The following is a 26618-nucleotide window of genomic DNA, read 5'->3' as shown; positions in this document are numbered from 1 at the left end:
AGAACAGCACTACCGATATCGATTAAAGATAACGATAAACAACTTTTGTTGACCGCATGCAGGAAAGACCTCAGGGGCTTTTCTGCTTTGCCGAGTCTGACTTTTGTAATAAATGGGGATAAAGCCGTGAGCGTTCATAACGTTAATACCAGTGATTCAGGGCGTGACGGGCAAGTCTACGATGTCATCGGTATAGGTTTTGGGCCCGCGAACATCGCCTTGGCCATTGCCTTGGAAGAATTAGGCTTTGCCGGAACACGCCTGTTCCTGGAGCGCCAGGGCAGTACCAAATGGCAACCGCAGATGATGCTGTCGGGCAGCGATATCCAGAATCATCCGAGCCGCGATCTGGTGACGCCACGCAACCCGCGCAGCCGCTACACCTTCACCAACTTCCTGTTCGAAAATGATCGGCTTTTCGAGCACCTCAATCTTGGTTTGGAGTTTCCGCTGCGCAGCGAATTCGCCGAGTACGTGCGCTGGGTCGCGGGTTTCTTTGCCAAAGACGTGGTTTACAACCAGGCCGTGACATCGATTCAGGCAGACCCTGTCAGCAACCTGTATTGCGTGACTACGCAAACCGGGAGCAAGTTTTTTGCCCGCTCGCTGGTCGTCGCACCCGGGCGGACACCCGTGATCCCGCAGGCATTCACCGACTGCGCCGCCGACCAGGTTTTCCATTTGACCCAGTACCTCGGGCGGTTGGCGCAACTAGCGCAACAGCGCGAGTTGAAGCGGGTCGCGGTAGTGGGCGGCAGCCAGAGTGCGATCGAGATCATGCTGCACCTGCGCCATAGCTACCCGCACCTCGAGATCATCAACATCCAGCGCGGCTACGGTTTCCGCCTCAAGGACACCAGCCAGTTCAGCGAGCATGTGTACTTCCCGTCCTTTGTTGACCAGTACTACAACAGTTCCGCCGAAGCGAAGAAGAACATCAACCGCCACTTGCATTACACCAACTACTCCGCCGCCGACGCCGACGTGATCTCGGAGTTGTATGTAGGCATGTATGAGGACAAGTTGCAGGGTAAAAACAGAACCACCATCAAGAGTTTCAGTGACATCCAGGCTTGCACAGCCACCGGCCACAGCTACTCGCTGATGCTACTGGACACCCAGGCCGGGACCACCGAACAACTGCCTGAGTTGGACGCTGTCGTGCTGGCTACCGGATTCCGCAACCTGGGCACCGGCGCCCAAGACGAACGTTTCCCCGCCATTCTGCGCGACCTGGCCGAAAGCCTGGACTGTGATGCCCAGGGCGTGATTCGCATCGGACGTGATTATCGCCTGTCCGCGCGCGCAGGCTGCAACTTACCGGCGCTTTACCTCAACGGTTTGTGCGAGTCGTCCCACGGCTACGGCGATGCAGGCTCCTTCAGCCTGTTGTCGCTGCGGGCCCGGGAAATTTTCACGTCGTTGAGCGAACAACTGGGGCTGGAAGACGCCGCAGAAAAAATCGCCTGAGTCGCCTTTGATCGCATGCACCTCGACCCCTTATATGAGTAGGCCGTAAATGGAAATTTCAGGAATGGATGAGTTGGGTATATTTGCCGAGGTCGAGTCCCAGGCGCGAAGTTATTGCCGCAGTTTCCCGGTGGTCTTCGACCAGGCTCAGGGCAGCTATCTGTACGACCTCAAAGGGCAGGCCTACATCGACTTTCTAAGTTGCGCCGGCTCGGTCAACTACGGTCACAACCCTAAACCGGTCAAGGCAGCGGTAATCGATTACTTGCAGCGTGACGGGATCCAGGCGGCGCTGGACATGCACAGCCGGGCCAAGCAGGAGTTTCTCTTCAACTTGCGCAAGATCATTCTTGAGCCGCGGGCGCTGTCTTACAAAATGCAGTTCACCTCGCCCACGGGCACCAGCGTGGTGGAGTCGGCCATCAAACTGGCGCGCAAGGTCACTGGGCGGCAGCACATCGTCGCGTTCACCAATGGCTTTCACGGGATGTCGAACACCTCGCTGGGGCTGACCGGCAACCGCGATAATCGCCAACCTGGCGTCGATCCCTATGTGTTCCGCATGCCCTACGACGGTTACCTAAAAGGTCTGGATTCCGTCGAGTATTTCGAACGTTTGCTGAACGACAATAGCTCCGGCATGGATCTTCCGGCGGCGGTGATTCTGGAAACCATTCAGGGCGAAGGCGGGATCAACGTAGCGTCTTCCGACTGGCTGGTGCGCTTGCGCAAACTGACGGCTGAGCACGACATCCTGCTGATCATCGATGATATCCAGGCCGGTTGCGGCCGCACCGGGACCTTCTTCAGTTTCGAGCCGTCCGGTATCACCCCAGACATGGTCTGCCTGTCGAAATCCCTCAGTGGTTACGGACTGCCGTTCGCCCTGCTGCTGCATCGTCCAGAGCTGGATCAATGGTCGCCCGGCGAAGACAACGGCACCTTCCGTGGCAACACCCTGGCCTTCGTCGCAGCGACCAAAACCTTGCAGGAATTCTGGAGCGACGACCGTCTGGTCAAGCACATCCAGGCCAATGAAACGCTCCTGAAGTCCTGGTTCGCCAAGGTCACCGAGCGCTTCGCTGTGCATATCAAGCAGGTGCGTGGGCGCGGGCTGTTTTATGGCATCGAGTTCCACGATGCGTCCTTGACCGCCGCGGTCACGCGCGCGTGCTTTACGCGCCGATTGATCATCGAGCGCTGCGGCCCGCAAGATCAGGTGCTCAAGTTGATGCCGGCCCTGACCATCGACGCAGAAACCCTGCAGAGCGGACTGGCGAGCATTTTCGAGGCCATGCAGCAGGTGCTGGAATACCCCTCGTCCAGCGAATCGGACACGGATACAGATACGTTGCGCTTTACCAATGAGGTCTCCCATGTCGACTAATAACAACCGGGCAATCATCGAGCTGACCATCGGCGGGCTGATGCTCAGCCTGTCAGCACTGGCGGTAGCTTTCGCCCATATCGGCGCCGGTGGTGCCGGATTCTATCGGATGCTGATCGCCTCGATCCTGTTCTTCCTGCTCCTCAAGGTGCGCAAGACGCCGGTGCGACTCAAAAGCGCCAAGGCCCAGCTCTATACCGCATTGGCCGGAGTATTTCTGGCGATCGACCTGGTGCTGTGGCATCAGAGCATCTACATCGTTGGCCCGGGCATCGGATCGATCCTGACCAACTGCCAGGTGTTCTTCATGACCTTGCTGGGGCTGTACCTGTTGAAGGAAAAGCCCTCTATCTACTTCCTGATTTCCATCTCGCTGGCCTTCGTTGGGCTGTACCTGTTGCTGTTGCCAGAAATGACCAGCGGAGTCGGGATCAAAGGCGTGGTGTATGGGGTGCTGTCGGGGCTGGCGTATGCCATTTGCGTGTACTTCCTGAAGCTCAATACTCAGCTGCCTGATGGTGGCGGTGACAAGATTGCGCAGATGCTCAACTTGAGTCTGTGGGCAGCCCTGGTATTGCTGGTATACGCGCTGGCGACGGGGGAAAGCCTGGCCATCGTGGACGGGCAAACCTTGGTGATGCTGGTGATTTACGGGGTACTGGTGCAATTCGTCGGTTGGCTGCTGGTCAATCGTTCGATCGGCGCCCTCAGCCTGGGGCTGGCCGGACTGATCCTGCTGCTCGAACCGGTGATCACTTACTTCATCGACGTCGCTTTTCTCGGCAAGGCAAGCTCCTCGCTACAGATCGCCGGCGCGCTACTGACTATCTTCGCGGTGTACATCGGCTCAATCAAACCGCCAGAAAAGGCTCAGAACTTACCCGAGGCTATCTGACGGATGAGGGGGGCACGGCATCTGTGAACCTGGTTGCGTGCCCCCAATCGGTAAGCGGAATGCACGCAACTGCGGTGTTCATGGTGATCCAGGAGTTTCCATAAAGTATCGGATTAATTAGGATAACCTCAGGGATATAATTTTATATATTTTGTACAATGTCTTTGTAAAACTTTTACTTGTTTTCTATTCGAGTCCGGGTCGTGCCAGATAGAGAAAAGCCTGCAGAAATGCAGGTTTTTTTGCTTGGGATTTGACCCAGCAATTCAGACGCTTAGCGCGCTTAGCATGACGCCATCTCTAATCCTTCGATTTAGAGGTAAGGCCAATGAAAGTCGCAGCAGTCGTTTCAACCAAAGGCGGGCCGGGGAAAACCGCGGCTGGCGCCAATCTAGGCGTGTTCTGTGCCGACGCGGGTCTTCGGACCTTACTCATCGACCTCGATACCCAGCCGTCAATGTCCTCGTTCTATACGCTAACGTATGAGACGCGGCGCGGGAACTACCAACTGATCGCCAATGACGAGACGCGTGCCAATCAGGTCATTTCCAAGACCTGCATCCCTAATCTCTCAGTGATCCATCAGAATGATCCGTTAAATCAGCTTGGAAGTTTGTTGTTTCATGCTGCTGATGGACGCTTTCGCCTCAAGAATTTGATAACGACGTTCGCTCAGGATTTCGATCTGATCCTGTCGACACCCAGGGCGCACGCTCCATTGTGTTCGAAATCGGCAAATCGCATAGCTAGCTCAGTTCAGAGTTCGGACGCTGTCTTATGATGTGTGACTAATTTATGATGCCCAGATGATAAATTTGGATTCAGAATCATGAGTACACGTTCAGACCTTTTGACCAGCGCCGAGGTTCTGCTGCGCACGAAGGGCTACGCGGCCTTCAGCTATGCCGACCTTGCGGACGACATCGGCATTAAAAAGGCGAGTATTCACCATCACTTCCCCACCAAGGAAGGCTTGGCAATTGCCATCGTCGAGAGCTACCTGTTCCGGTTTCAAAAGCAGCTGGACGCTATCAATGATGAACACGTCAGTGTTGTCGACCGGCTGAATGCCTTCGCCTTGATGTTCGCTCACAGCAGCCTGAACGGGATGCTTCCACTCTGTGGAGCCCTGGCCGCAGAGCTTCTGGCCCTGCCTGAAAGCCTCAAAGAAATGACAAAGGATTTCTTTGAGATCCATCTCAGTTGGCTTCAAGCAAATATTAAGCAGGGTCAAGATCGAGGAGAGCTTAAAGCCGACCTGGATGTATCCAGGGTTTCAAGATTCATACTGAATACTCTGGAGGGTGCGAGCTTTGTTTCTTGGGCGATGAGCGATGATTACGAGAACTCGTCGGGGTTTGATTTGATTTTATCTACCCTTCGTCGCTGAACGCTCTAGCAAGCGAGTTTATCGACTCTACCTCTCACTCCCTTTCTAGGTGGCATCTTTCATCGATGTATTTTTGGTACATCTTCCAGTAGCTTCTCGATTTGGCCGCCTGCCAAGAGCAAGCGACCTTGAATCATTTGTTTCAAGGTCGCGAGCCGATCTACGATTGTTTCAATTAGCGCGGACTGAAACCCACCGGATAGATCACTCGGTATTATCTGGTGTGCGATAGATTTGCAACCAATGACGTGAAGGCTTGCTTGTAGGAGGCGCCTTTTCGTGGTCGCGGATCGTACAATACCGCCCATGACGAGCGTCAACCGCGCTCTTAGCTGCGTTTAAAGTGACCTCTTGAAACGACCCCCCGTCTCGTCCCAGCACGTTGCCTGGGGTTACATAAACAGTCATAAAGCCTCCCTGATTTCTATCCATGTGATGATGGCACCATGCCGTCACTCCTGCACGATTGCATAAAACCTACCCCGATGCATAGAGCCGTGCGATGTCTTGCCATGGCGCCGCTCTCGGTGATTCTACTGATCACACCACCCATTGCTTTGCCATCAATATTCCCAATTCCTCTATGAAGCCTAAATTTACAAAGCTATTGGTATCGTCATCTCTCTTGTAAGCCAACCTACTACTTGGTAGGCTTGTTTCTCTTCCGGTCTAATCGTCCGGCTTATCTGAAGAGGAACGTCCACATGAGCAGCAACCTGAATGGTATCGATGTCGCCGCACTGCAGAATTTCGCCGAAGGCGTTGCTGGTGATGCGACCAAGCGCCACGCAAGCTTCAACGTTAAAACCGCTTGGAAGGGTCAGACCCGTTCTGTAGCCAAAGTCAGCCGTTACAGCTTGGCCGGTGAGACCTATTCCCGCGATTTTGAAATTGCAGCCGATGAGCCGAATGAATTGCTGGGCGAGAACACCGCGCCCAATCCTCAGGAGCTGCTGATGGCTGCTCTAAACGCCTGTATGTCTGTCGGCTATGCCGCCAATGCCGCAATGATGGGCATCAAGATTCACAGCTTGGAAATTGAGACCGACGGCACTCTCGACCTGCGTGGCTTCCTGGGGATCGACGAAAGCGTTAACCCAGGCTACGACGAGGTGAGTGTCGTGATTCGCCTGCACACAGATGCTTCGCGTGAGCGTGTTGAGGAGCTGCACAACGTGGTGCTCAAGACTTCGGTCAACTACGCCAACTTCTCTAAAGCCATCCGCATGCTCCCTAAGCTCGAAGTCATTGAAGGCTAACTGTCCTGGTCACAGGTCAGCACGGCACCTGGCCGCTGACCACCTCTCACTTATCTGATACCGGAGTCTGTAATGAACGATTTTTTTAAAGGCAAAAAGCTGTTGGTCGTCGGCGGCACGAGCGGCATGGGGCTGGAAACAGCGCGCCAGTTTTTAAAGGCGGGTGGCAGCGTGGTTCTCACCGGCAGTAAACAGGATAAAGCCGATGCTGTGCGCGCCGAGCTGAGTCCGCTGGGGAGCGTATCAGTGATCGTTGCCAACCTCATGACCGAGGAAGGGATGAATCATGTACGCAGCGAAATCAATGCCAACCACAGTGACATCGGCTTCATGGTGAACTCTGCAGGCATATTCATTCCGAAGCCTTTCATCGAGCACGATGAGGCTGACTACGACATGTATCTGGATCTGAACCGCGCCACATTCTTTATCACGCAGGCAGTGGTCAAAAATATGCTTGCTGCCAAGCGCGAAGGCTCCATTGTCAACGTTGGTTCGATTGGCGCGCAAGCTGCGCTGGCCGGCTCTCCAGCAACCGCTTATTCGATGGCTAAGGCGGGCCTGCACGCAGTCACTCGAAATCTGGCAATTGAATTGGCTCACTCAGGTATCCGAGTCAATGCCGTTTCGCCGGGTATCGTTCACACCTCGATTTATGAAGGTTTCATGGATAAGGACGCGATCCCGGATGCGATGAAGTCGCTGAACGACTTCCACCCACTGGGGCGAGTCGGTGTTCCTGAAGACGTTGCCAACACCATCCTCTTCTTACTCTCCGATAAAACCTCCTGGGTGACTGGTGCTGTCTGGGACGTTGATGCAGGGGTGATGGCGGTGCGTGCCTAAACACCGAGGCAAGCGCCCTGTGTAGCGCCTCTCAACGTGGCGCTTTCCAGCAGGCTGCTTCGGTGACAAGGGTGCTGGCTGTAGGAGTTTCAAATGTCTATCACGACAAAAGCCGCGCTGCTTAGCTACGCGGAAACCCAGATGCGCTCAAAGGGTTACTCAGCGTTCAGTTACGCGGATCTCGCAGCGAAAGTCGGCATTAGAAAAGCCAGCATTCACCATCACTTTCCTACTAAGGAGTGCTTGGGCGCGGAGCTGATCAACGACTACATCGCTCGCTTCAACGAGACATTGCTGTCAATCGAGATCATGCATCCCGAGCCACTGCAGCGCTTGCAGGCTTTTTCCCGACTTTTCGTGATCAGCGCGAATGAGGGGCTGCTGCCGTTATGCGGTGCCTTGGCGGCGGAAATGGCTGCGTTGCCTTTGTCGCTACAAGGACTTACCAGGGACTTCTTTAATTCCCAGCTCGCCTGGCTCCAAAGCACCCTAAATGACGCAGTCCGGCAGCACAACTGGTTACTTGGAACCACTGCTGAGAGCTTCGCCTTCATGCTGCTGAGCATGTTGGAGGGAGCAAGCCTCATTGATTGGACACTGGGTTGCTCAGCCGACCCGTTGGCTGGCTTTAACCATTTGCTTGAAATGGCCGCAATGCAATCTTCACTTCTCCGTGCAGGATAAAATATGCAAATCCCTTCGAAAAAATATGTAGTCGATATCTGGTCTGATTACGTGTGTCCCTGGTGCTGGATTGCCAAGCGTCGTTTTGAAAAAGCGCTCGAAAACTTCCCGCAGAAGGACGATGTACAGGTCAACATTCGGGCCTATCGACTGACTGCAAATCACACCCCTGAACCGATGATAGCGGCACTGAAACGTAAGCTCGGCAACCCAGGCTCCGCAGAAGCGATGATGAGTACGGTCAGTAAATATGGCCAGGCTGATGGGCTGGATTACCGTTTCGACACCATGATGTTTGGTGACACAGCGGATGCTCATGTCCTGGTGAAAGCAGTTGAAGACACGACAGTGAAGAAGCGCCTTGTTGAGGCGTTGTACGAGCAAAGTACCAGTCACGGCAAGTCGCTTTTTGATCGCGCCAATTTGGAGTCGATCGCGAAGGAGACAGGTGTGCCCGATGAATCAATTCAGTTGGCGTGGTCATCCGTGGAGCTGCGCGTGGAGATGGAGGAGGACGAGCATTTCGCAGCCCAACTGGGTTCCGGCGTGCCACTTTTTGTCTTCAACAACACGTTCTCTGTGTCAGGCGCTCAGCCAGAAGCGGCCTTTCTTGAAGCGCTGAATCAAATGGTTGCTAAAGAGAGAACCGAGGATAGCTCATTGATGGGCCAAGTCTGCGGCATCGATGGCTGCGAAATTTGATGGACAACGGAACGGGGGGCCTCAGAACGTGCCCCCCTTTTCCTTAACACAACATGTGAGATCCAAATGAGCCGTATCGTTGAATTGAGCGCTCCCCAATTTTCCCGTTTTGTTGCCAAAGGCAGCAGTGTCGTACTGTTCTCAGCATCCTGGTGCAAACCTTGTAAAGAGATGAAGCCAGTCTTCATCGACTTGGAGGAAAAGCTCCATGCTCTCGCAGTCTTTGGAAAGATTGATATTGCGGTATCGCCGACGATTGCGCAGATGTATGGCATTCGATCTGTGCCGTCCTTGGCAGTGTTCCACGAAGGCCGACTGCTGAAAGTCTTCGCTGGGTCTAAATCGGTTTCGGCCTTGAAAAAAGCAATCATCACTGAGCTGGAAGATGCTAGCTAACCAAGCATCCTGCGCGACCTATAAGTCAAATCAGCTACCTGTCTCCCTATGCGCAAGGCTCACTTTTCCTGGGCCGGCATCAATTGGATGAGCGCGGTCTTCATTGAATATTTCCGTTAGTAAAGCGTTGGCTCGTTTGTAAGCGTCGTACTTGAATTCGGAATCATCCTCGGGCTGAGCGGCCATCTCCTCCAGCATATCCATATTCAGGCGGCGGAATCGATCTGCACGCTCACGAGCCTCGTAGCGTCCTATCCCAAGTTGCTCCAAAGCCCTGCGCCCGAGGGACAACGCGCTTTCAAAGGTTTCACGCTCGACTTCTTCCACACCCATCTGGCGTAGGGTAATGATGTGCCCCATATCTCGAGCGCGCACCACCAGTTTTAGGGATGGAAAATGCTCCTGGGCCAACTTGGTCAGTGCAAGGTTATCGTCTTGATTGTCGATGGCGTTGATCAGCACCACCGCTTGGGCAGCACCCGCAGCGTGCAGTAAATCGAGGCGGGTGGCATCCCCGTAGAACACCTTGACCCCGAACTTACGCAGCGTCTCGATGTGGTCTGGATCATGATCCAAGACCACTACCTCAAAACCACAGGACATCAACAGACGCCCAGCGATCTGACCGAATCGACCGAAACCAGCAATGATGACCCGAGGATTGCTCTGATCAATGGTGTCAGCTTCATTACTGCCCTGTTTGCTCGACGACTCCAGGTGATTGAGCAAAAGGATCAACAAAGGCGTCACGCACATCGACAACGCTACCGCTAGCGTCAGGCTCTTACCCCAAGGGTCGACCAGGATGCCGGCGACGGTCGCTGCGCCAAAGACTACAAAGGCAAACTCACTGCCTTGGCCAAGGAACACCGCCTGCCATGAACGCTGGTCACTAGGGACATTCAGAAAGCGACCCAGGAGCTTAATCACGAGCAGTTTGATCAGGATGAAGCCCAAGGTCAGAGTGATGACTTTCAGTGGCGAATCGATCAGCGTGCCGAAGTCAATCGACATCCCTACACCGATAAAAAACAGACCTAGCAACAGTCCTTTGAAGGGTTCGATATCGCTTTCCAGAGCATGGCGATACTCCGAGCTGGCCAAGAGAACGCCGGCTAAGAAAGCGCCCATGGCCATGGATAAACCGGCCTCTTCCAATAAGAGGCCGAAACCGAATACCAGGAACAGTGCGACGGCGCTAAAGATTTCTCTCAGGCCTGAGCGCGCTACAAAGCGAAGGACGGGCCGAGAGACGTACTGACCCAAGAGAACCACTGCGACAATTGCACCCACGATTTTGGCAGAGGACAGGGCCAGCTCTGCATTTGAGGGCGTACCACCGTTTGCGGCCAGCAGTGGGATCATGGCCACTAGAGGAATCGCCGCGATGTCCTGGAAAAGCAACACGGCGAAGCTGCTGCGACCCACTGCGGTGGCGTTCATGTTTCTCTCGCTCATGGCCTGCATGGCGATGGCAGTCGACGACAGGCTCAACGTCAGCCCTACCAACAACGCAGCCGTCCAATTCAAGCCAAGTGCAGCGCAGAAAACTGCGATGGCCGCACCGCATGCCAGCATCTGCAACGCGCCGCCGCCGAAGACCATGCGGCGCATAGCCCAAAGACGCTTGGGGTCGAGTTCGAGACCAATGATGAACAGCATCAACACCACGCCAATCTCAGCAAAGTGCAGGATGGATTCGACATCGGTCACAAGCTTTAAACCCCAGGGGCCGATCAGGCAGCCAGCTATCAGGTAGCCTAGAACCGGGCCCAGCCCTAAGCGAACGGCAATTGGGACTATCAAGGCTGCGGAGCCCAGGTAGATGAGCATTTCAATCAGGCTGTGAGTGTCCATTCAATCTTCCCTCCATGACGTCAGGCGCTCGCCATAATTGCGGATCTGTTTAAGCAATGCGCTTTGATCTGCTCTGTAAGCACCATGGACTGCGACTGGACTCAACCAATGCATCCCGCAGTAATTCGCCGTCGCCTGAATGGGCTGGGACAGCACCGCAAAACCTGGGTGGTCGCCGCCTTCAAAATGATCATGCTCTCCGCCAGTGGTTACGGCCCACAGCAGTTTTTTGTTTTTTAAAGCACCAGCGTCGGCGCCATAGGCCCAGCCCTGAGTGAAGACCTTATCGATCCACAGCTTTAAAAGGGGCGGATAGCTGTACCAATACATAGGATGTTGCAGAACCAGAAGGTCTGCCTGTTCCACCGCCCTCTGCTCAGCTTCAACGTCGATATTGAAATCGGGGTAGAGGTCGTACAGCGAACGGATTGCGACATCGGGATTATTGGCTGCCAGCTTGAGCATCAACATGTTGACATTGGATTTATCAGGGTAAGGATGGGCGTAAATGATCAGAATCACGGAGTAGTCCCCACAAACCTGGCGTTCTTTAAGAACGGAAAAGCTCCCTGTTCGTCGAGCATGGCCGGACTCAAAGAACAGGGAGCTAATGACCTGAAGGTGAAGCCTTACTCGCCGGCTTGCAGCTTCAATACTTCCTGGGCGGTCACAGGTTTGCCACCAATACCCCAGTCTCCACTTTTTACCTCTTCGAAGATGACCCACGTAAGGGCGCGCATGTTTTGCCTTCAACCGACACCATAGCGTCAGTTACTTTGCGAATCACTTCAGCTTTTTGCTCATCGGAAAAAACGCCTTCAATCCCTTTGATAGTTACGATTGGCATGGTGTTCTCCTAAATGTTTGTGAAGGAATCTCAGGCTTTGGCCGCTTCGTATTCCGGATAGTCGGTGTAGCCCTTATCAATCGAACCGCTTACACCGTAGTAGGTCGCGCGATCACCCTCGGCCAATGGCCAATCGTTCTGCATACGCTCTACCAGATCAGGGTTGGCAATGTAGGCGGTGCCAAAGGCAATCAGATCTAGCTCGCCTTTGGCCAACTCAGACTCTGCAATCTCTTTGGTGAAGCCGCCCGCAGCCATCAAGGTGCCCTTGTACGCTTCACGGAATGCAGCGCCGAAACCTGGTGGCGTTTGCGCGGCGAGGATGGTCGGTTGGTAGTTCAGGTGCACAAATGCCAGCTCTCTTTCGTTGAGGGCGGCCGCCATGCTCATCCAGGTTTCTTCTTCGCCTTCGTACACACCGAAGTCATACAATCGACCAAACGGAGAGAAGCGCACACCAATCTTCGATCCGCCGATTTCAGCAGCAATCGCATCAATCGTTTCCAGCAGGAAGCGTTGACGGTTCGTAATAGAGCCACCGTACTGATCAGTACGAGTGTTCAGGGCGCTGCTCAGGAATTGGTCGAACAGGAAGCCGTTGGCTGCCATGATTTCGATACCGTCAAAGCCGGCGTCCATGGCCATCCGTGCGGACTTCACGAAGTCCGCGATGACGCGTTTCACTTCTTCAGTTTCCAACGCACGTGGAATGCTGGGCTGTACCGGGCCGGATTTGCCAGGCTCAATCCAGGCATACACCGTGGTATCTACCGCAGGCACCGTGCCCGATGAGACTGGCGCCATGCCGTGTACCGAGGTGTGGGACATACGGCCTACGTGCCAGAGCTGCGCGAAAATCTTCCCGCCTTTGGCGTGCACCGCGTCAGTCACTTTGCGCCAGCCTGGTAAGTGCACATCTTCGTAAATGCCAGGGGTGTACAGATAGCCGCGAGCCTCATCGGAAATAGGCAGGCCTTCGGTGATCAGCAAGCCCGCAGAGGCTCGTTGCGCGTAGTAAAGCGCGTTGGATTTATTCGTTATGTTGTTCAAGGTTCGGGTGCGAGTCATGGGGGGCATGACAACACGGTTTTTCAGCGGAGTACCGGCCAGATCGTAAGGGGTGAACAGCTTATTCATGATTAATCTCGACGTCGTTGAAGGGAAAGAAAATCGGCGTTTGAATTAAGACTTATCGAACGCGTCGAGTACGTGGGTGCTGTAGACCAGCGCGGCACCGGCATTCATGTTGATAGCTACACCCAGTGCTTCGGCGACCTCTTCACTGGTTACACCGAGCTTCTTTGCTTCAGCGGCGTGAAATGCAATGCAGCCATCGCAGCGAGTCGTCACGGCCACTGCGAGGGAGATGAGTTCGCGAGTCTTGGCGTCCAGATGATTGGTTTTGCTTGCGGCGGCACCGAGGGCGGCCATACCCTTCATGGTTTCAGGTGACAAGCCGTTCAGCTCTACCAAACGAGTGTTGATGTCTTTTCGGGTTTGCTTCCAGTCTTGCATGGGATTCTCACAGGGATGTCGTGGGTTGCAGGGGTTTAAAATCTGAAACAAAGCTACCATCCAGTTGGTAGGGTTTCAACGAGTCCATGTCGATTTTTAATATCAATGTAATTTAATAGGCGGCTTTACGCTGTTTTGGAAGGAGACTAACTTTCATGGCGTGATGCGTTCATGCGCTCGCGCTACACAGCGTTTCTATGTCTCCACCACGTTTTTCGTGGCACCGGTGTGACTAACAGGTAGCAAATGACTGTTAATCATTGGGTCTCTGGTTCGAGTCCAGGTCGTGGAGCCAGATAGAAAAAAGCCTGTAGAGATACAGGCTTTTTTTGCTTGGGATTTGACCCAGCAATTCAGACGCTTAGCATGACGCCATCAACGGGCATGATCCGCATGCTTATTTGAAGGACGTGCTCACGCGCCTGCCGTCGCAGCGGGCGAGTGGGATTGAAGCGGCTGGGTCCTACGCAATTTTGATTACTACCTTACCAAAGGCGCCTCTGGCCAAATGTTCGTACGCTTCGCGTGCTTGATCAAATGGATACACGTGGTCGATTACCGGGCGAATCTTGTGCTCGTTCATTCGGTCAAATGCCGAGCGTGGAGCAACGGCTATGCCGCGAATCGTTGTTTGCCGGAAAATCATAGGCATCAGGTTCAAGGTAGAGGTTTGGCCTGTCAGAAAGCCGATCTGTGCGATACGTCCACCTGCCTTTGTTGCAGCAATCGATTGATTGATGCCGTCACCGCATGCCACGTCCAGCAGGAGATCCACTCCCTTGCCGTCAGTGAGCTTCAGAACGTCCTCTGCCCACTCAGGGGTAGTGTGATAATTTATACCCGCAACAGCGCCCAGTTTTTTTACAGCCTCCAGATTTTCATCACGGCTGGAGGTAACGATAACCTTGGCTCCCAAAGCTGTAGCAATTTGTGCTGCAAAAACAGAAACACCTCCAGATCCCTGAACCAAGACGGTTTGCCTCCGCACCAAGACGGGCGAGTGCAAGATGTGTTCGGCAGACGCTTACGGTGAGTGGGCCGGACGGTCACCTTACAGTTTCAAAGCGAACAAGGATTAACCAGGTTTACGATAGAGGTCATCGTCATCCCCGCTCTCCCTCGCCCCGTGTCGCTCACATAATCCTTTTCAGTGCCCACCAAAGTTCGCTTTCCTGATTGGAGCATGGTATCGACGATGAGTTTTTTCTTCGCGATATCCGGCTTAAAATTCGGCTCTACTGGCCAAATCTGTACGGCATAGTTTTGGGCGAACAAAAACAGATTTGGAGCGGTATCTACCGGCGTTTGTAAGTGCGCGCACACGACGTCGCTGGCTTGTACTTCAACCATTGTTTTGTAGTGGGGCTTGTCGTAACTGGCCAATATCAATTTCGTGCGAGTCTGAACCCCCAGCGCTTCCTGAGGGTGGCAAGGCGTCACTTCTCCATAGGCGTAGGCGCACCAATTTACCTGGGTCATTGTGACGATTTCCTCAGGTTTTAAAGACAGATCTTTCTGGATGTTCAACCGGTCTTGCGGTTTTTCGTAGGGGATTGTCGTGCAGCCAGTGAGCAATGCGAGTGCGAGCAGAGTGATGAACTTGAAGTACATGGCTTTCATTTCCTATGAATTACATCGACCTGATAGAAACAACTTCCACAAAACCGAATTTTTTCCTGGCCGCCTTGGTAGCGTCTGGCTCAGCTAGGATACCGGGGAGAGACTCTTGCTCGGAAGGCGCGCTGCAGAGGTGCAGGCTTTTTTTGCCTAGGATTTGGCCTGCATGGCGCGATTCGCAAGAAGCCAACTCTAGCCCTTCGATTCAGACAGGTTTGCTTTTTGATTTGGCAGGCAGTGGATTAACAAGCATTCGGTTCAATTCTCCAGCGAGCGCTATCAACTGCTGTTCCAACGCTTCGACCTCTGAGACGCTGATGCCATTGTTGAGGACTTGCAAGGTTTTGGCTTGTTTCTTCGAGGCTGGCGCTAGGTTATAGGTGTCCTGTGAAACCAATGCCTGTCGCAGTAGATTGTTGATCACGGTCTGATAGCCGGTGCCTGCACTCTGGGCACGTTCACGGGCGGCTTCGATCACAGCATCGTCCAGCATGATCGTGATACAGGTTTTGCCTTTGTTGCTGGCGATGGCGCCGCGCTTGGCGTTACTGAAGTCGTATTCGTCTTTCATGGCGCAAACCTCCAGGTACTGGCGCCGTTCATTTTTGGATGCAAGCCGGGCGCTGATGATGCGCACGAAATTGGGATCGCCGTAGGTGTAGGCCATTACCAGCACGCGTCCGTATGCGTCAGTGCCCGTGATCCCCTCCGATCAGTTGGAGCTTAATCTTGCAGAGATTGCCTGGGGATTTCCGTGCGCAACGGGCGTCTGTTTACGTAGCCAGGTTCTGTTTTCTTTGTCGGAAGGCGTGTATAGACATGACCGAATGTCATATCGAAGCGTTTGAGTGGTAGGCGGGCTGGGTTTGAGCCCAGGTCGTGGAGCCTCAGTTTGCAGCGTTTTCACGAGCAGCAAGCACCCGACGCGGCAACCGCCCGTTAAGCGCGACGTACGCCACCAACCCAATCCATGGCGGGCTGCAGATGCCCTGCCTGTTGGCCGATGGCTGGTCGGAGGCAAACACCATCCGCCAAGCTGCCAGCGCAGGCGTGCAGTTACCCGGCCTCAGTCGGTTGTACGCAGGCGAGGAGGAGAGACAAGGTTGGCTGTTGGGGTATTCATCCTTGACCGCCCATGAAATCGAAACAGCCATGCGGCGGCTGGCCAGAGCAATAGGCTCGTAGGAGCGAGCTTGCTCGCGAAAAACTCACAGGCGCCGCGTTCATTCAGGAAGCACGCGTTATCGTTGACGTTTTTCGCGAGCAAGCTCGCTCCTACAGAGGTCGCAGGCAGGAGGTAGTCGAACCCTTGCGCCAGGTTCGAGCCGGATAGCCGCTGCGCCTCATCGACATCCATCGATTCATCCTCACCGGCGGTATAGCATTGGTCACCGCTTCGCCTTTCATCGGGATACACCATAAAACCACCGCGGCCGTCAGGGCAGTCGGGCAGGTATACCGAGGACAGGTCGCGTTGCTCATCCACATGCGCATTCAAGCGCGCGATATAGATACCCATCGAAACCGCCACGCCAATAATCAGCACCACGCAGGCGACCAACTGGCCGGTATAGCTGGCGGCAACCTCATCACGACGCACGGGCGACATCACACGACCCTGTCTGCTCAACGTTCTGGCCCACTAGAAACCAGCCATTGCCTCCCATGCGTACCAACTGCGTTTGCTGTGGAAGGATGCCCACCATCAGCGCGAGGAAAATCACGGCTAACAGCACCCCTTTGATCATCGAATACAGGTTCATGACGGTGACGAGCTCTGGATAAGAAGAGCCTTAGCCTAAGCAGCACGGGGTTAACGTCAGGTAAACATCACGGGAAAGCGCCCGACTTCCGCTATCCTTCACACCGCTGCGCACTGCCTGCCCGAGGGGTTTTTTCCGTGCATATTCATCTGCTGCTGGTCGAGGACAACCTGGACCTGGCCACCACCGTCATCGAGTACCTGGAGATCAGCGGCATCGTCTGCGATCACGCCAGTAATGGCCAGGCCGGGCTCAACCTGGCGCTCAACCAGCATTACGACGTCATTTTGCTGGACATCATGCTGCCGCGCCTGGACGGCCAGCAGGTGTGCACAGGGTTGCGCCAGCAAGGCATCCAGACCCCCATCCTGATGCTGACCTCGCTGGATGCGTTGCCGGACAAGCTCGCCAGTTTTGCCGCCGGCGCCGACGACTATCTGGTCAAGCCGTTCGAACTCGCCGAGCTGGTGGCGCGGATTCGCGCCTTGAGCCTGCGGCGCAGCGGCCAGACCAGCCGCCTGCAAGTGGACGACCTGGTCATGGAGCTGACCACCCGCAAAGTCAGCCGGGCAGGGCAGGAGCTGCACCTGTCACCTATCTGCTGGGCCTTGCTGGAGCACTTGATGCGCGCCAGCCCCGAGCCTGTTCCCAGGGAGCGGTTGGAAAGCAAAATCTGGGGCGATGAGCCGCCCGACAGCAATACCCTCAAAGTGCATATGCACCGGCTGCGCAAGGCGGTAGACAAACCGTTTGGCCGGCCATTGATCCATACCCTGGCGGGTGTCGGCATTCAGGTAAAACCCCATGCGTAACGGCCTGAGCTTGAAGTGGGTGATCAGTGGCAGTTTCCTGTGTTTGATTGCGGTGGTGTTGGTGATCTACAGCAAGCTGCTGCCTGAATTCACTGTACGCGGCCTGTTCTACACCGCCAGCGCGATGATGGAGGAGGAAGCCCAGTATTTTCTCCGGCACTACAAACAGGACCCGACCACGCCGACGCCGCACAATTACTTCTATACCAGCGTCATCGGCAAGGAGGCGTTGCCGCAGGACGTGCGCGAGTTGCTCACGACATCGCCGAGCCTGTCCTTCGGCGCGGTGAATATCTTCGGCGATCTCTATTCCGATGACGACGATGAGCCGTTCCAGATCATCCTCGAACAGCCCCTGGGTGACGGCAAAACCCTCTACATGTACGACATCGACCACGATAAGGAAGCAGGCGGGGAGGTGGAGACGCCGTTGTCTGACGCCTATTTCGATCAGGTCATAGAGAGTGTCAAGTTCATCAGCCTGGCGGTATTCGTGCCGGCGCTGATCATCATCGCCTTGCTGGTCTGGTGGCTGGTTCGGCCGCTGGGGCGCCTGGTGCAATGGTCCGGCACACTCAAAGATCCTGAGGCACTGGCCGGCACACGGCCGGGTTTCAGCTTTAAGGAGTTCAATATGCTGGCCGATGCCCTGGCCAAAAGTGTTGAGCAGGTTCAGGCCGCCAGCGAGCGAGAAGGCCGCTTGTTGCGCTACACCAGCCATGAACTGCGAACGCCCCTGGCGGTGCTCAAGGCCACAATCGAATTGTTGGCCCTGCAATCGGGCGGAGCCCTGCCGGCCTCATTGCAGCGCATAGAACGCTCGGTGATGAACATGCAACTGATCGCCGAGACATTGCTGTGGATGAGCCGCGAACGTCCCGAGCCCCTGCCGGAAGAAGACGTTGACCTGAGCGAACTGGTGGGCGAGCTGATTGAAAAACACCGCTACCTGATCGGTAACCGGGATATTGAGCTGAGCATCGACATCCACGACGGCCCTTGCCGATTGCCTCCTACCGCCTGCCGCATCGTGATCGGCAATTTCCTGCGCAATGCGCTGCAATACGCCGAAGAAGGCACCGTGGAAATCCGCTTCAAATACCCGCGGCTGATGATCGCCAATCACATCAGGGAGACGGGGCCACAGCAGGAGTCCGATGATTTTGGCTATGGGCTGGGGTTGCAGTTGATGCGCGAGTTATGCGCAAAGCTGGGCTGGCAGATTGAGGTGATTCGTGAGCAGCAGCGGTTTACGGTCATGCTTGATGTGGTGAAGTTGCGGGCTGTGGAGTCGGTAGGGTAAAGGCAGGCTGTGCATTTCACCGGGTGAGTGAGCTGGCCTGCCTGCGCGGTGGCGGGGTACTGAACGACTGAGTGCCTAAGCGAGTTTCACATTCATGGTGATGTGGGCAGTGAATACCTTGATGCCGCTCGCATCGAACACCTCTACCGGGACGATCTTGTCGCCGGCGGTTTGCCAGTCGATCGCGCTGCCATCGGCCACGGCGCGGATATCGGTTTTCGCCTTGGCCAGGTATTCCACGGTCATGCCCTTGGGAATCCAGCGCGCACCTGCGGGAATGGAGGCGTCGGTCATCATACCGCCTGCGAGTTCGGCAGCGTTGCACAGCGCGATGGCGTGCACGGAGGCCAGGTGATTGGTGATTTCCTTGCGAAACGGCACAGTGACCACCGCATGGTTGGGCTTCAGTTCCGCGATCTCGGGCGTGATGGTGCTGAAGTAGGGGGCCATCTGGCAGGCCAGGTTGCTGAATGCGGCGGGGCCTACGCTATTGAACATGCTCAGGGCTTGGCTCATCGGAATATCCTCAAGGGTCAGTTGCAGAATAATATTCTGTAACGGAACAATATTCTGTAAATTCGATACCTGTCAACCTGAGCTTTCTCTGCCGGGCGCTCAGCCTATAAACTGTTTTGATTTGGCCCTCTTCCATGCACTCCACCGATCTTATCGAGCGCACCTTCCCCGGCAGGCGCAGCGACCTCAAGCGCATCATCCTGCGCGAAGCACTGGCGTGTTTTAACGAGGTGGGCATCGAGGCGACCTCTATCGAAACCATTCGCGCGCGCTGCGACACCAGCGTGGGCGCTATCTATCACCACTTCGGCAATAAAGAGGGCCTGGTCGCTGCGCTGTTCTTTGCGGCGCTGGAGGACCAGGCCAGCCTGCGTGACCACTATCTGCAAACGGCGGATACCGCCCATGCGGGCGTCGTCGGGCTGGTGTACAGCTATGTTGAATGGGTGACTGAACAGCCGGATTGGGCGCGGTTTGTGTTCCAAAGCCGCTTTGCCGTGTCCAGCGGCCCGTTCAAGGAAGAGTTGCTTGCACGCAACAAACAGCGCAACCAGCAGTTGAAGGAATGGATGAGCGGGGAAGGGCGCAAGGAGCATTTCAGTCACTTGCCGCCAGAACTGATTCCCTCGTTGATTATCGGCGCGGCGGAAAGTTACTCGCGTGCGTGGTTGTCGGCCAAGGTCAAAAAGAGTCCATTTGAATACCGCGAACTGCTGGCTGAAGCGGCGTGGAAGTCGATCAGCCTGAGTTAGTCAGGCCTGCTCATCTCCTGGGGGAGCTGTCGAGCTTTAGCGAGGCTGCGAAAGCAGTGATCCAGGCGATGAAGAGGTTGCCTGTGCCGCCGCCATCGCAGCCTCGCTGGGGCTCGACAGCTCCCACATTTGGGCGGTGTTGTTGTTGAGCATTGTGCTTGGCGCGATGGTCCTGCAAAGCGATATTCCACATGCACCGCCGATCCCCTGTGGGAGCTGTCGAGCTTCAGCGAGGCTGCGAAAGCGGTGGGTCAAACAATGAGCCTTTGGGCAATGCCCACACCTGATCAAATTCCCTCTGAGGCTATACTTGCCTCCTTCCAACCAATCGAGATCCCCATGAGCACCTCTCTTTCCCTGTCGCCAGTGCGCAAGCCCGTCGCGCCACTGATCGCTTTTGTCATCCTGGTGGCCGGCGCTCTGTTCCTGCAAAACACTGTGGGCGCGCGCCAGGTGTTGTTGCTGGTGGTCGGCGCCGCGCTCGGGCTGACCCTGTACCACGCCGCCTTCGGTTTTACTTCAGCCTGGCGCGTGTTTATCAATGATCGGCGTGGCGCCGGCTTGCGCGCGCAGATGGTGATGCTGGCGGTGGCGGTGGTGCTGTTTTTCCCGGCGCTGGGCGCGGGCACCTTGTTTGGCCAGCCGGTGGCCGGGCTGGTGGCGCCGGCCGGTGTGTCGGTGGTGTTCGGGGCGTTTATTTTCGGGATCGGCATGCAGTTGGGCGGCGGGTGTGCGTCGGGCACCTTGTTCACCGTCGGTGGCGGTAATGCGCGGATGTTGGTGACACTGCTGTTCTTTATCTGTGGCTCGTTGATCGCCACCCACCACGTCGACTGGTGGTTTGCACTGCCATCGTTCCCGGCGGTTTCCATCGTCAAAACCTTCGGTGTGCTGCCGGCCTTGGTCCTGAGCCTGGCGGTGTTCGCGCTAATTGCAATGGTCACCGTGCGCCTGGAAAAACGCCGTCACGGCCAACTTGAACAAGGCGTACAAAGCGAGCACCCAGGGCTGCGCCGCTTCCTGCGCGGGCCATGGCCGCTGGTGTGGGGCGCGATTGGCCTGGCGCTGCTCAACTACGCCACATTGGCCCTGGCCGGGCGTCCGTGGGGCATTACCTCGGCGTTCGCGCTGTGGGGCGCCAAGGTGGCGAGCGGGCTGGGTGTGGACGTCGCCAGTTGGGCATTCTGGCAAATGCCGGGCAATGCCAAGGCGCTGGCTGCACCGGTGTGGGAAGACATCACCAGCGTCATGGACATCGGCATTGTTCTTGGTGCGTTGTTGGCCGCAGGCCTGGCTGGGCGTTTTGCTCCCAGCCTGAACATCCCGCTGCGCTCGTTGATCGCGGCTGTGATCGGCGGCCTGATGCTCGGCTACGGTTCGCGCCTGGCCTATGGCTGCAATATCGGCGCCTACTTCAGCGGCATCGCCTCGGGCAGCCTGCATGGCTGGGTATGGCTGGTGGCGGCCTTTATCGGTAACGGCGTGGGCGTGCGCTTGCGGCCCTTTTTCTTCGCGGGTGAGCGGCCCAAGGTGGCCTTGAGTGGCTGCTGAGCCGTGCGCTCACATTCGCCTGGCGCGAGCGCAGGATGCCGGCTTATTACCCGCCATCGAGCATTGCGCTGCCCAGGCATTCCGGAGCATTGAGGACCTGGGTTGGCTGGCGGAGGCTGCGTCGATCAGTGTCGAGTGCCATCGCCAGTGGATCGCGCTATCGAGCTGCTGGGTGGTGGTCGACACCCACGGCCAGCTCCAAGGCTTCCTCAGCGCGGAACGTTTTGGCGACGACCTGCATATCCATGAAGTCTCGGTTGCCCAACCGCTGCAGGGCCAGGGCTGGGGACGCAGGCTGGTGGAAACGGCGATCCACCACGCACGCACCCAGCAACTGCGTGCGGTGACCTTGACCACCTTCAAACATGTGCCCTGGAATGCGCCGTTCTATCGGCGCCTGGGCTTTGAGCCCCATACCGATCAGCGCCTGGAAAATACCCTGGCGGATGAATACGCCCAAGGTTTCGCCCCGGGCAGCCGCTGTGCCATGGCGTACCAAGTGGTATGTCCGAATCCGTCCTGAAGTGGTCCGCCTCTTGCCTGTCGTCCTCCGAGCGTTGTCCTTACCATGGCTCTACCGTCTCCCCATAGACACAAGCCAAAAGGCCAACCCGTGAGCCAAAAAGCCCTGATCGTGATCGACGCCCAACATTCCTTCCGTCATTCAACCTACTGGTCCGAAAATGACCTGCCCGAGTACCTGGAAAAACAGCAGGCCCTCATTGATGGCTGTGTTCAGCAAGGCATCCCGGTGGTACAAGTCTTCCATGTTGAAGACCAAGGGCATTTCTCCATGCAATCGGGCAACGTCAGGGCCTTGAGCGAGCTGTCGATTAATCCGCAACTGGTGATCCATAAGCGCTACCACAGTGCTTTGGCCGGTACGCCACTGGCCGCTCGGTTGGTGGAAATGGGCGTCACCACGCTGATCATCAGCGGCATCCGCACTGAGCAATGCTGCGAGACCACCACGCGGCAGGCTGCGGACAGCGGCTTCAAGGTGGATTTTGTCAGCGAGGCGACCCTGACCTTCCCGATGACCCACGCGCGTAGCGGCCGGGTCTATACGCCGGCTGAGATTCGCGAACGCACGGAGTTGGTCCTCGATGACCGCTTCGCCCGCATCGTGACGGTCGCCCAGGCACTGGCGGAGTGAAGCGGTGAGCGTACCGGTGCTGTTCGTGCTGTTGCCCAATGTGCTGATGCTCGACCTGGCGGGGCCTGCTGAAGTGTTGCGCCTGGCCGCGCAAGCCGAGGACCCGGCGGCGGTGGATTTCGATCTGCAGTACGTCAGCCCGGTGGAGTCGCTGCACAGTTCCATCGGCTTGCCACTGACCGGGCTGGCGCCACTGCCATCGACCTTGGCGCCCGGCACGCTGGTGGTATTGGTGGGCTCCACGATGAACGTATCAAAGGCCCACCAAAAGGCTTTCGAATCGGCCAGCCATCAGCTCACCCAGTGGTTGCAAAACGTGTTCGCGCCCTCGGCCGAACGCCTGGTGTGCGTGTGTGCCGGCGCGTTGAGCGCCGCCAGGGCCGGGCTGCTCGATGGGCGCCAATGCACCACGCACCATTCGCTGTGCGCCACCTTGCAGGCCATCGCCCCCAAGGCCCGGGTTTTGGAAAACCGCCTGTACGTCACCGATGGCCCGGTCAGTTGCAGCGCCGGTATCACGGCGGGTATCGACCTGATGCTGCACCTGGTCGCCGAACTGGCCGGGCCACGCTTGGCGTGCGCGGTGGCGCGAGACATGGTGGTGTACCTGCGCCGCAGCGGTAGCGACCCGCAGCTATCGCCTTGGGTGACCGGGCGCAATCACCTGCACCCAGCGCTCCATCGTGTGCAGGACGCCATCGCCGCCGCCCCCTGCGAAGCCTGGACACTTACCCGAATGGCAAGCCTGGCGTGCACCAGCAGTCGGCACCTGGCGCGCCTGTTCCAGGAACATGTGCAGATCAGCCCACTGGATTACCTGCATCGCCTGCGCCTGGCGGTGGCGCGGGAACTGCTGGCCGAGTCGGCCCTGGACATTGAAGCCATCGCCGAGCGCGCAGGCTTTGGCTCGGCGCGGCATCTGCGGCGTATCTGGGGCAAATACGAAGCGGCAACCCCTTCAGCCATGCGCCTTACTCAGCAGGCGTCTCGCCAGCCGTAACCGGCTCTTGGCCGGCCTCGGTCGCCAGCTTCAAACGGTCCGCCTTGCTGATGTATTTGTCTTTGCTTTTAGGTGCCAGCTTGGCGCTGGCCTTTTTCGCTTTGGCTTTGAAGAGCTGCTGAAGTTTTTTCTGGCGGTTCATGTTTCGTTGCCTGAAGGGGAAAGGCGCGGATGATACTACCGGTTCAGCGCGCCAGGAACTCACTGATCAGTGTGATCACCTGCTGCTGGATCACGGGCCGTGGCCGCGCGCCTTCGCCGTCCTGGCAAATGATGCTATCGCCGGGCACATCAGCGTCAAGCACCGCTGCCGCGCCCGGTTTGCACTGGGACATAAAGCTGAAGTGGTTGGCGTCCTGGATCTCCACGTACTGAGTCGACGTTTTTGGCAGCCGCTTGGCCATGTCAGCCGATTCCATCTGCGCGGGCAAATCCGCTGATGGCACACCGGCGGCGATCACCAGGGCCGGCACTGGCAGCGCCGCGAGGCTCGCATCGGTAAAACCGCGTGACAGGCCCAAGTCCAGAGACACCACAGCGGTCACGCGTTTATCGCTCAAGTCCGCAGCCAGTTGAGCCTTCCCGTTCGGCGTACCTTCAGAGTTCATCTCGCGATAGGCCGTGCACGCCACCAACGTCGGATGGGCGTTGCAGTCCCGGGCAAACAACTCCGGGTCGAAACGCGCCCCCGCGCTCTCCATGACCGTCCAGCCCCCCAGGGAATGGCCGATCACCGCGATCCGGCCACTATCCGCCGCGCCAAATGGCGTGGCCTGCGCCAGCAGCGCATCAATGGCCCGGCTCAAATCCTTGGGCCGTTGCCACAACTGCGCGGCGGCTTGCGCGCTGCGATCCTGGCTGGTGGTGCCAGGGTGATTCACTGCCGCCACGATATACCCCTGCCGGGCCAGCGCACTGGCCAGCCACGCCTGCTTGCCCCAGTTGCCACCATAGCCGTGGGAGAGCACCACCACCGGATGTTTGCCGGGTGTCGGTGCGGCATCAGGCACCGCAAGCACACCGATGAACACCAGGTTGTCGGCGATCAGCTTGGGTTGGGCGGTGCTGGTGGCGGGGTACCACACGGCCATTTCCAACGGGCGAATGTTGTGAGTGTCGGGCAGGGTGGTGGTTTGGAAACCGATGGGGTTGTCGTTGGCGAGTGCAGGCGCGGTGAGGCTTATCAGGAGCAGGGCGGCAAAGGGGGCTTTCATTGTTTTTATCGTCCTTGAAATGAGGTGCGCAGCATGAACTGAAATGGGCGGTTTAGGTAGAGGGCAGGCGGGACTAGGAAGTGGCCTACGAATTCCTACTTTCGGGTATTACAGATGGGGACTTCATGTTTTTAGGAAGTGGCCGGCTTACTTGACGCTATGAATCGTGCACTGTCGGAGCGTGAGTCCTACTGCCGTATCGATGATGATCTGAGTTTTATGCTTTTTAACTTGAGTTGCGAGGCTCACGTAAGGTCCGCCTGCGGGGCTTACTTGTCGATCAGGAAACATTCTTAGTCGATGGAGGGTGTAATCATGATGAACGTCAGTGTTTATACATCGTTAACTAATAACCACTTGGGCAGTGCTGTTCCCACCCGCCCTAGCCCGGTTTCTGTGTCGTCTATTCAAGACAAGACCGGCTCCTCCAGCGATAACGTTCAAGCCAGTACCGTCAGTACCGTTTCGATCCTGGCGGGGCAATTAAGTGATGCTGCTAGCCGTGACGTCCGCCTTCGCCAACTGGACCCAAGGCACAACGCCCTCAATCCGCTCGATGGGATAAGTGACGAGCGATATTTCGCCAACAAGGCTCAGCATGATGCCGAAGTCCCCGATACGCCGTTCTTGGAATTGCATGAGCGCGCCAAGCAAGCCACTGCCTTCGCCAACGGTTCTGCCAGTAACCCATTCACAGGCCTTACGGTCGATCAATTGACTCTGATTGCCCGCGACGACAGCGGTGCGTTCACCGTCAACGAACGGCGGGCTGCCTGGCAAGAGGCTCGCTTGAATGAGCAGAGGGCCAGCGCTTCTTCAGGTTCTACCATAGGTCGTGAACTGATGATTTCTCGCCTCTTTCTGGGGCATGAACCTGCGGTGGCCGAAGGCACCCTGAACCGCAGCAATATGGCCCAAAGCAATTACGACTTTCTCACTCGCGATGATCGTACCCTGCTGTCTGATATGTACGCTTACGCGCAGGAACAAGGTGCTGACTTGGCGTATGTCGATATGTTGGCTTACGACCTCGGCAACTATCGTCATCATGATAACGGTCGCCAACTGTTGAGTGGCAATGAAGGCTACGACCAAGAGGGGCGCCGGGTGACATTCAATTTCAAGGCGCACGATGTAGCGACAGCCTCACGCATTCTGAGCGGTTCGGCGATTAGCTCAACCCGGCTCGATCAGGGTTTTTTGCGGCATGTTCTGAACCCGGACTTCGGCGCATTGAGCAACATGGGGAGCATTGCCTTCCTTGAACAGATGGTGCTGAGATACTCCAGCGAGGGCGCCGCGCAAGCTTCGTTGGGCCGCGAGTTCACCACTTACGTGCCGACAAGTATCAAGGACAACATGGTAGTCACAGTGGCCGAAGAGGTGACGCTCACATTCGATGACCCCGTGCTTATCAACACGGATGGCCTATGGACGATTACCGAAAAAGGCAAGGCTGCTGGCTACACGATGGACTCGGCGACCGGCAAGCCGCGTCGGGCCGTTGCGCCGACGGTCGACGAACGACAGCCGCACAGTGGCGTTGCGGGTCCTGTAGCAGACGCCCTGACGACGCGCTCTCTTATAGACACCCTTGCAGTTAGCCAAGACCAGTCCAGTGCGCAATGGGTCTGGCCTGGGCATTTACTCAAATGGATGAAGAATCTAAAAACCTGAAGAAGGGGC

The 26618-nt window shown here is 56.6% G+C and carries 28 protein-coding genes and 5 pseudogenes; 20 read left to right on the top strand and 13 right to left on the bottom strand.

Features of this window, described 5'->3' with window-relative positions; genetic code table 11:
- Positions 1-126: 126 nt before the first annotated feature.
- The 10 genes from V8689_RS19275 (at position 127) to V8689_RS19230 (ending at position 9029) form a co-directional block, all read left to right on the top strand.
- A complete protein-coding gene (locus tag V8689_RS19275) occupies positions 127-1470 on the top strand; it encodes a SidA/IucD/PvdA family monooxygenase (protein WP_056786015.1) in 1344 nt (447 codons plus the stop codon).
- A gap of 49 nt (positions 1471-1519) precedes the next feature.
- Positions 1520-2857: a diaminobutyrate--2-oxoglutarate transaminase gene (gene ectB / locus V8689_RS19270; protein ID WP_236710114.1), complete on the top strand. Its 1338-nt coding sequence runs from the start codon at positions 1520-1522 to the stop codon at positions 2855-2857.
- Entirely contained in the window at positions 2847-3752 is a 906-nt protein-coding gene (locus V8689_RS19265) for a DMT family transporter (RefSeq protein ID WP_032896059.1), read from the top strand. The genes ectB and V8689_RS19265 overlap by 11 nt, the downstream gene beginning before the upstream one ends.
- A gap of 328 nt (positions 3753-4080) precedes the next feature.
- Positions 4081-4533 (top strand): ParA family protein, encoded by a 453-nt coding sequence (locus V8689_RS19260; protein ID WP_236710113.1) that lies wholly within the window; start codon positions 4081-4083, stop codon positions 4531-4533.
- Positions 4534-4581: 48 nt separating this feature from the next.
- Complete coding sequence (locus V8689_RS19255) at positions 4582-5142, top strand: TetR/AcrR family transcriptional regulator (protein WP_056786009.1); 561 nt, start codon at positions 4582-4584, stop codon at positions 5140-5142.
- Between the two features lie 704 nt (positions 5143-5846).
- Positions 5847-6401 carry an OsmC family protein gene (locus V8689_RS19250; RefSeq protein ID WP_029290780.1) on the top strand — a complete coding sequence of 185 codons (555 nt, stop codon included), beginning with the start codon at positions 5847-5849 and terminating at the stop codon, positions 6399-6401.
- A gap of 72 nt (positions 6402-6473) precedes the next feature.
- Entirely contained in the window at positions 6474-7247 is a 774-nt protein-coding gene (locus tag V8689_RS19245) for an SDR family NAD(P)-dependent oxidoreductase (RefSeq protein WP_056786003.1), read from the top strand.
- Between the two features lie 93 nt (positions 7248-7340).
- On the top strand, positions 7341-7931 hold the full coding sequence (locus tag V8689_RS19240) for a TetR/AcrR family transcriptional regulator (RefSeq protein WP_056786001.1): 591 nt from the start codon (positions 7341-7343) through the stop codon (positions 7929-7931).
- Positions 7932-7934: 3 nt separating this feature from the next.
- Positions 7935-8633, top strand: a complete 699-nt coding sequence (locus tag V8689_RS19235; protein WP_056785998.1) for a DsbA family oxidoreductase — start codon at positions 7935-7937, stop codon at positions 8631-8633.
- Positions 8634-8699: 66 nt separating this feature from the next.
- Positions 8700-9029: a thioredoxin family protein gene (locus tag V8689_RS19230; RefSeq protein WP_056785996.1), complete on the top strand. Its 330-nt coding sequence runs from the start codon at positions 8700-8702 to the stop codon at positions 9027-9029.
- 30 nt (positions 9030-9059) lie between these two features.
- Here V8689_RS19230 and kefC read toward each other — a convergent pair whose 3' ends face one another.
- The 5 genes and pseudogenes from kefC to V8689_RS19205 form a co-directional block, all read right to left on the bottom strand.
- On the bottom strand, positions 9060-10886 hold the full coding sequence (gene kefC, locus V8689_RS19225) for a glutathione-regulated potassium-efflux system protein KefC (protein ID WP_056785993.1): 1827 nt from the start codon (positions 10884-10886) through the stop codon (positions 9060-9062).
- Entirely contained in the window at positions 10887-11408 is a 522-nt protein-coding gene (gene kefF, locus V8689_RS19220) for a glutathione-regulated potassium-efflux system oxidoreductase KefF (RefSeq protein ID WP_056785991.1), read from the bottom strand.
- A gap of 107 nt (positions 11409-11515) precedes the next feature.
- Positions 11516-11733, bottom strand: a pseudogene (locus tag V8689_RS19215) (tautomerase family protein).
- A 30-nt stretch (positions 11734-11763) separates the two neighbouring features.
- Positions 11764-12870 (bottom strand): alkene reductase, encoded by a 1107-nt coding sequence (locus tag V8689_RS19210; RefSeq protein ID WP_056785989.1) that lies wholly within the window; start codon positions 12868-12870, stop codon positions 11764-11766.
- 45 nt (positions 12871-12915) lie between these two features.
- Positions 12916-13248: a carboxymuconolactone decarboxylase family protein gene (locus V8689_RS19205; RefSeq protein WP_056785986.1), complete on the bottom strand. Its 333-nt coding sequence runs from the start codon at positions 13246-13248 to the stop codon at positions 12916-12918.
- A 374-nt stretch (positions 13249-13622) separates the two neighbouring features.
- On the opposite strand from V8689_RS19205, the pseudogene V8689_RS19200 reads away from it, so the two are divergent.
- Positions 13623-13781, top strand: a pseudogene (locus V8689_RS19200) (transposase domain-containing protein); the annotation flags it as partial.
- On the opposite strand, the pseudogene V8689_RS19195 reads toward V8689_RS19200, so the two are convergent.
- From V8689_RS19195 to V8689_RS19180, 4 genes and pseudogenes are all read right to left on the bottom strand, one after another.
- A pseudogene (locus tag V8689_RS19195) lies at positions 13712-14227 on the bottom strand (zinc-dependent alcohol dehydrogenase family protein); the annotation flags it as partial. The pseudogenes V8689_RS19200 and V8689_RS19195 sit on opposite strands and share 70 nt — an antisense overlap.
- 80 nt (positions 14228-14307) lie before the next feature.
- On the bottom strand, positions 14308-14859 hold the full coding sequence (locus V8689_RS19190) for a hypothetical protein (protein ID WP_056785984.1): 552 nt from the start codon (positions 14857-14859) through the stop codon (positions 14308-14310).
- 211 nt (positions 14860-15070) lie between these two features.
- The gene (locus V8689_RS19185; RefSeq protein ID WP_056786956.1) at positions 15071-15436 is read right to left on the bottom strand and encodes a BrnA antitoxin family protein; all 366 of its coding nucleotides are present in this window, start codon (positions 15434-15436) and stop codon (positions 15071-15073) included.
- A gap of 9 nt (positions 15437-15445) precedes the next feature.
- Positions 15446-15568, bottom strand: a pseudogene (locus tag V8689_RS19180) (BrnT family toxin); the annotation flags it as partial.
- Positions 15569-15834: 266 nt separating this feature from the next.
- Here V8689_RS19180 and V8689_RS19175 point away from each other — a divergent pair.
- Positions 15835-16050 (top strand): annotated as a pseudogene (locus V8689_RS19175) (PLP-dependent aminotransferase family protein); the annotation flags it as partial.
- A 404-nt stretch (positions 16051-16454) separates the two neighbouring features.
- On the opposite strand, the gene V8689_RS19170 reads toward V8689_RS19175, so the two are convergent.
- Positions 16455-16628 carry a hypothetical protein gene (locus V8689_RS19170; protein WP_164692209.1) on the bottom strand — a complete coding sequence of 58 codons (174 nt, stop codon included), beginning with the start codon at positions 16626-16628 and terminating at the stop codon, positions 16455-16457.
- Between the two features lie 137 nt (positions 16629-16765).
- Here V8689_RS19170 and V8689_RS19165 point away from each other — a divergent pair, with 137 nt between their 5' ends.
- Positions 16766-17440, top strand: coding sequence for a response regulator transcription factor (locus tag V8689_RS19165; protein WP_034136049.1), 675 nt, complete (start codon positions 16766-16768; stop codon positions 17438-17440).
- Positions 17433-18743 (top strand): sensor histidine kinase, encoded by a 1311-nt coding sequence (locus V8689_RS19160; RefSeq protein ID WP_056785981.1) that lies wholly within the window; start codon positions 17433-17435, stop codon positions 18741-18743. Before V8689_RS19165 ends, V8689_RS19160 begins: the two co-directional genes overlap by 8 nt.
- A 75-nt stretch (positions 18744-18818) precedes the next feature.
- Here the strand turns inward: V8689_RS19160 and V8689_RS19155 are convergent, their stop codons facing one another.
- Positions 18819-19259 (bottom strand): hotdog fold domain-containing protein, encoded by a 441-nt coding sequence (locus V8689_RS19155; protein ID WP_056785978.1) that lies wholly within the window; start codon positions 19257-19259, stop codon positions 18819-18821.
- Positions 19260-19393: 134 nt separating this feature from the next.
- On the opposite strand from V8689_RS19155, the gene V8689_RS19150 reads away from it, so the two are divergent.
- The 5 genes from V8689_RS19150 (at position 19394) to V8689_RS19130 (ending at position 23718) form a co-directional block, all read left to right on the top strand.
- Positions 19394-20011, top strand: a complete 618-nt coding sequence (locus V8689_RS19150; RefSeq protein ID WP_060765730.1) for a TetR/AcrR family transcriptional regulator — start codon at positions 19394-19396, stop codon at positions 20009-20011.
- A gap of 339 nt (positions 20012-20350) precedes the next feature.
- Positions 20351-21562, top strand: a complete 1212-nt coding sequence (locus V8689_RS19145) for a YeeE/YedE family protein (RefSeq protein WP_056785970.1) — start codon at positions 20351-20353, stop codon at positions 21560-21562.
- Positions 21552-22085 (top strand): GNAT family N-acetyltransferase, encoded by a 534-nt coding sequence (locus tag V8689_RS19140; protein WP_056785959.1) that lies wholly within the window; start codon positions 21552-21554, stop codon positions 22083-22085. The genes V8689_RS19145 and V8689_RS19140 overlap by 11 nt, the downstream gene beginning before the upstream one ends.
- 90 nt (positions 22086-22175) lie before the next feature.
- Entirely contained in the window at positions 22176-22718 is a 543-nt protein-coding gene (locus V8689_RS19135) for a cysteine hydrolase family protein (protein WP_056785957.1), read from the top strand.
- Between the two features lie 4 nt (positions 22719-22722).
- A complete protein-coding gene (locus V8689_RS19130) occupies positions 22723-23718 on the top strand; it encodes a GlxA family transcriptional regulator (RefSeq protein WP_056785956.1) in 996 nt (331 codons plus the stop codon).
- Here V8689_RS19130 and V8689_RS19125 read toward each other — a convergent pair.
- Positions 23690-23860 carry a DUF2986 domain-containing protein gene (locus V8689_RS19125; protein WP_014719217.1) on the bottom strand — a complete coding sequence of 57 codons (171 nt, stop codon included), beginning with the start codon at positions 23858-23860 and terminating at the stop codon, positions 23690-23692. The two genes, V8689_RS19130 and V8689_RS19125, sit on opposite strands and share 29 nt — an antisense overlap.
- A 43-nt stretch (positions 23861-23903) precedes the next feature.
- Positions 23904-24932 carry an alpha/beta hydrolase family protein gene (locus V8689_RS19120; RefSeq protein WP_056785954.1) on the bottom strand — a complete coding sequence of 343 codons (1029 nt, stop codon included), beginning with the start codon at positions 24930-24932 and terminating at the stop codon, positions 23904-23906.
- A gap of 315 nt (positions 24933-25247) precedes the next feature.
- Here V8689_RS19120 and V8689_RS19115 point away from each other — a divergent pair, with 315 nt between their 5' ends.
- Positions 25248-26609 (top strand): hypothetical protein, encoded by a 1362-nt coding sequence (locus V8689_RS19115; protein ID WP_150073349.1) that lies wholly within the window; start codon positions 25248-25250, stop codon positions 26607-26609.
- Positions 26610-26618: the final 9 nt, after the last annotated feature.

This window comes from Pseudomonas sp. AK181 (genome assembly GCF_051122975.1).
GTDB classification, from domain to species: Bacteria; Pseudomonadota; Gammaproteobacteria; order Pseudomonadales; family Pseudomonadaceae; genus Aquipseudomonas; species Aquipseudomonas lactis.
This window is presented reverse-complemented; position numbering and strand designations above follow the sequence as displayed.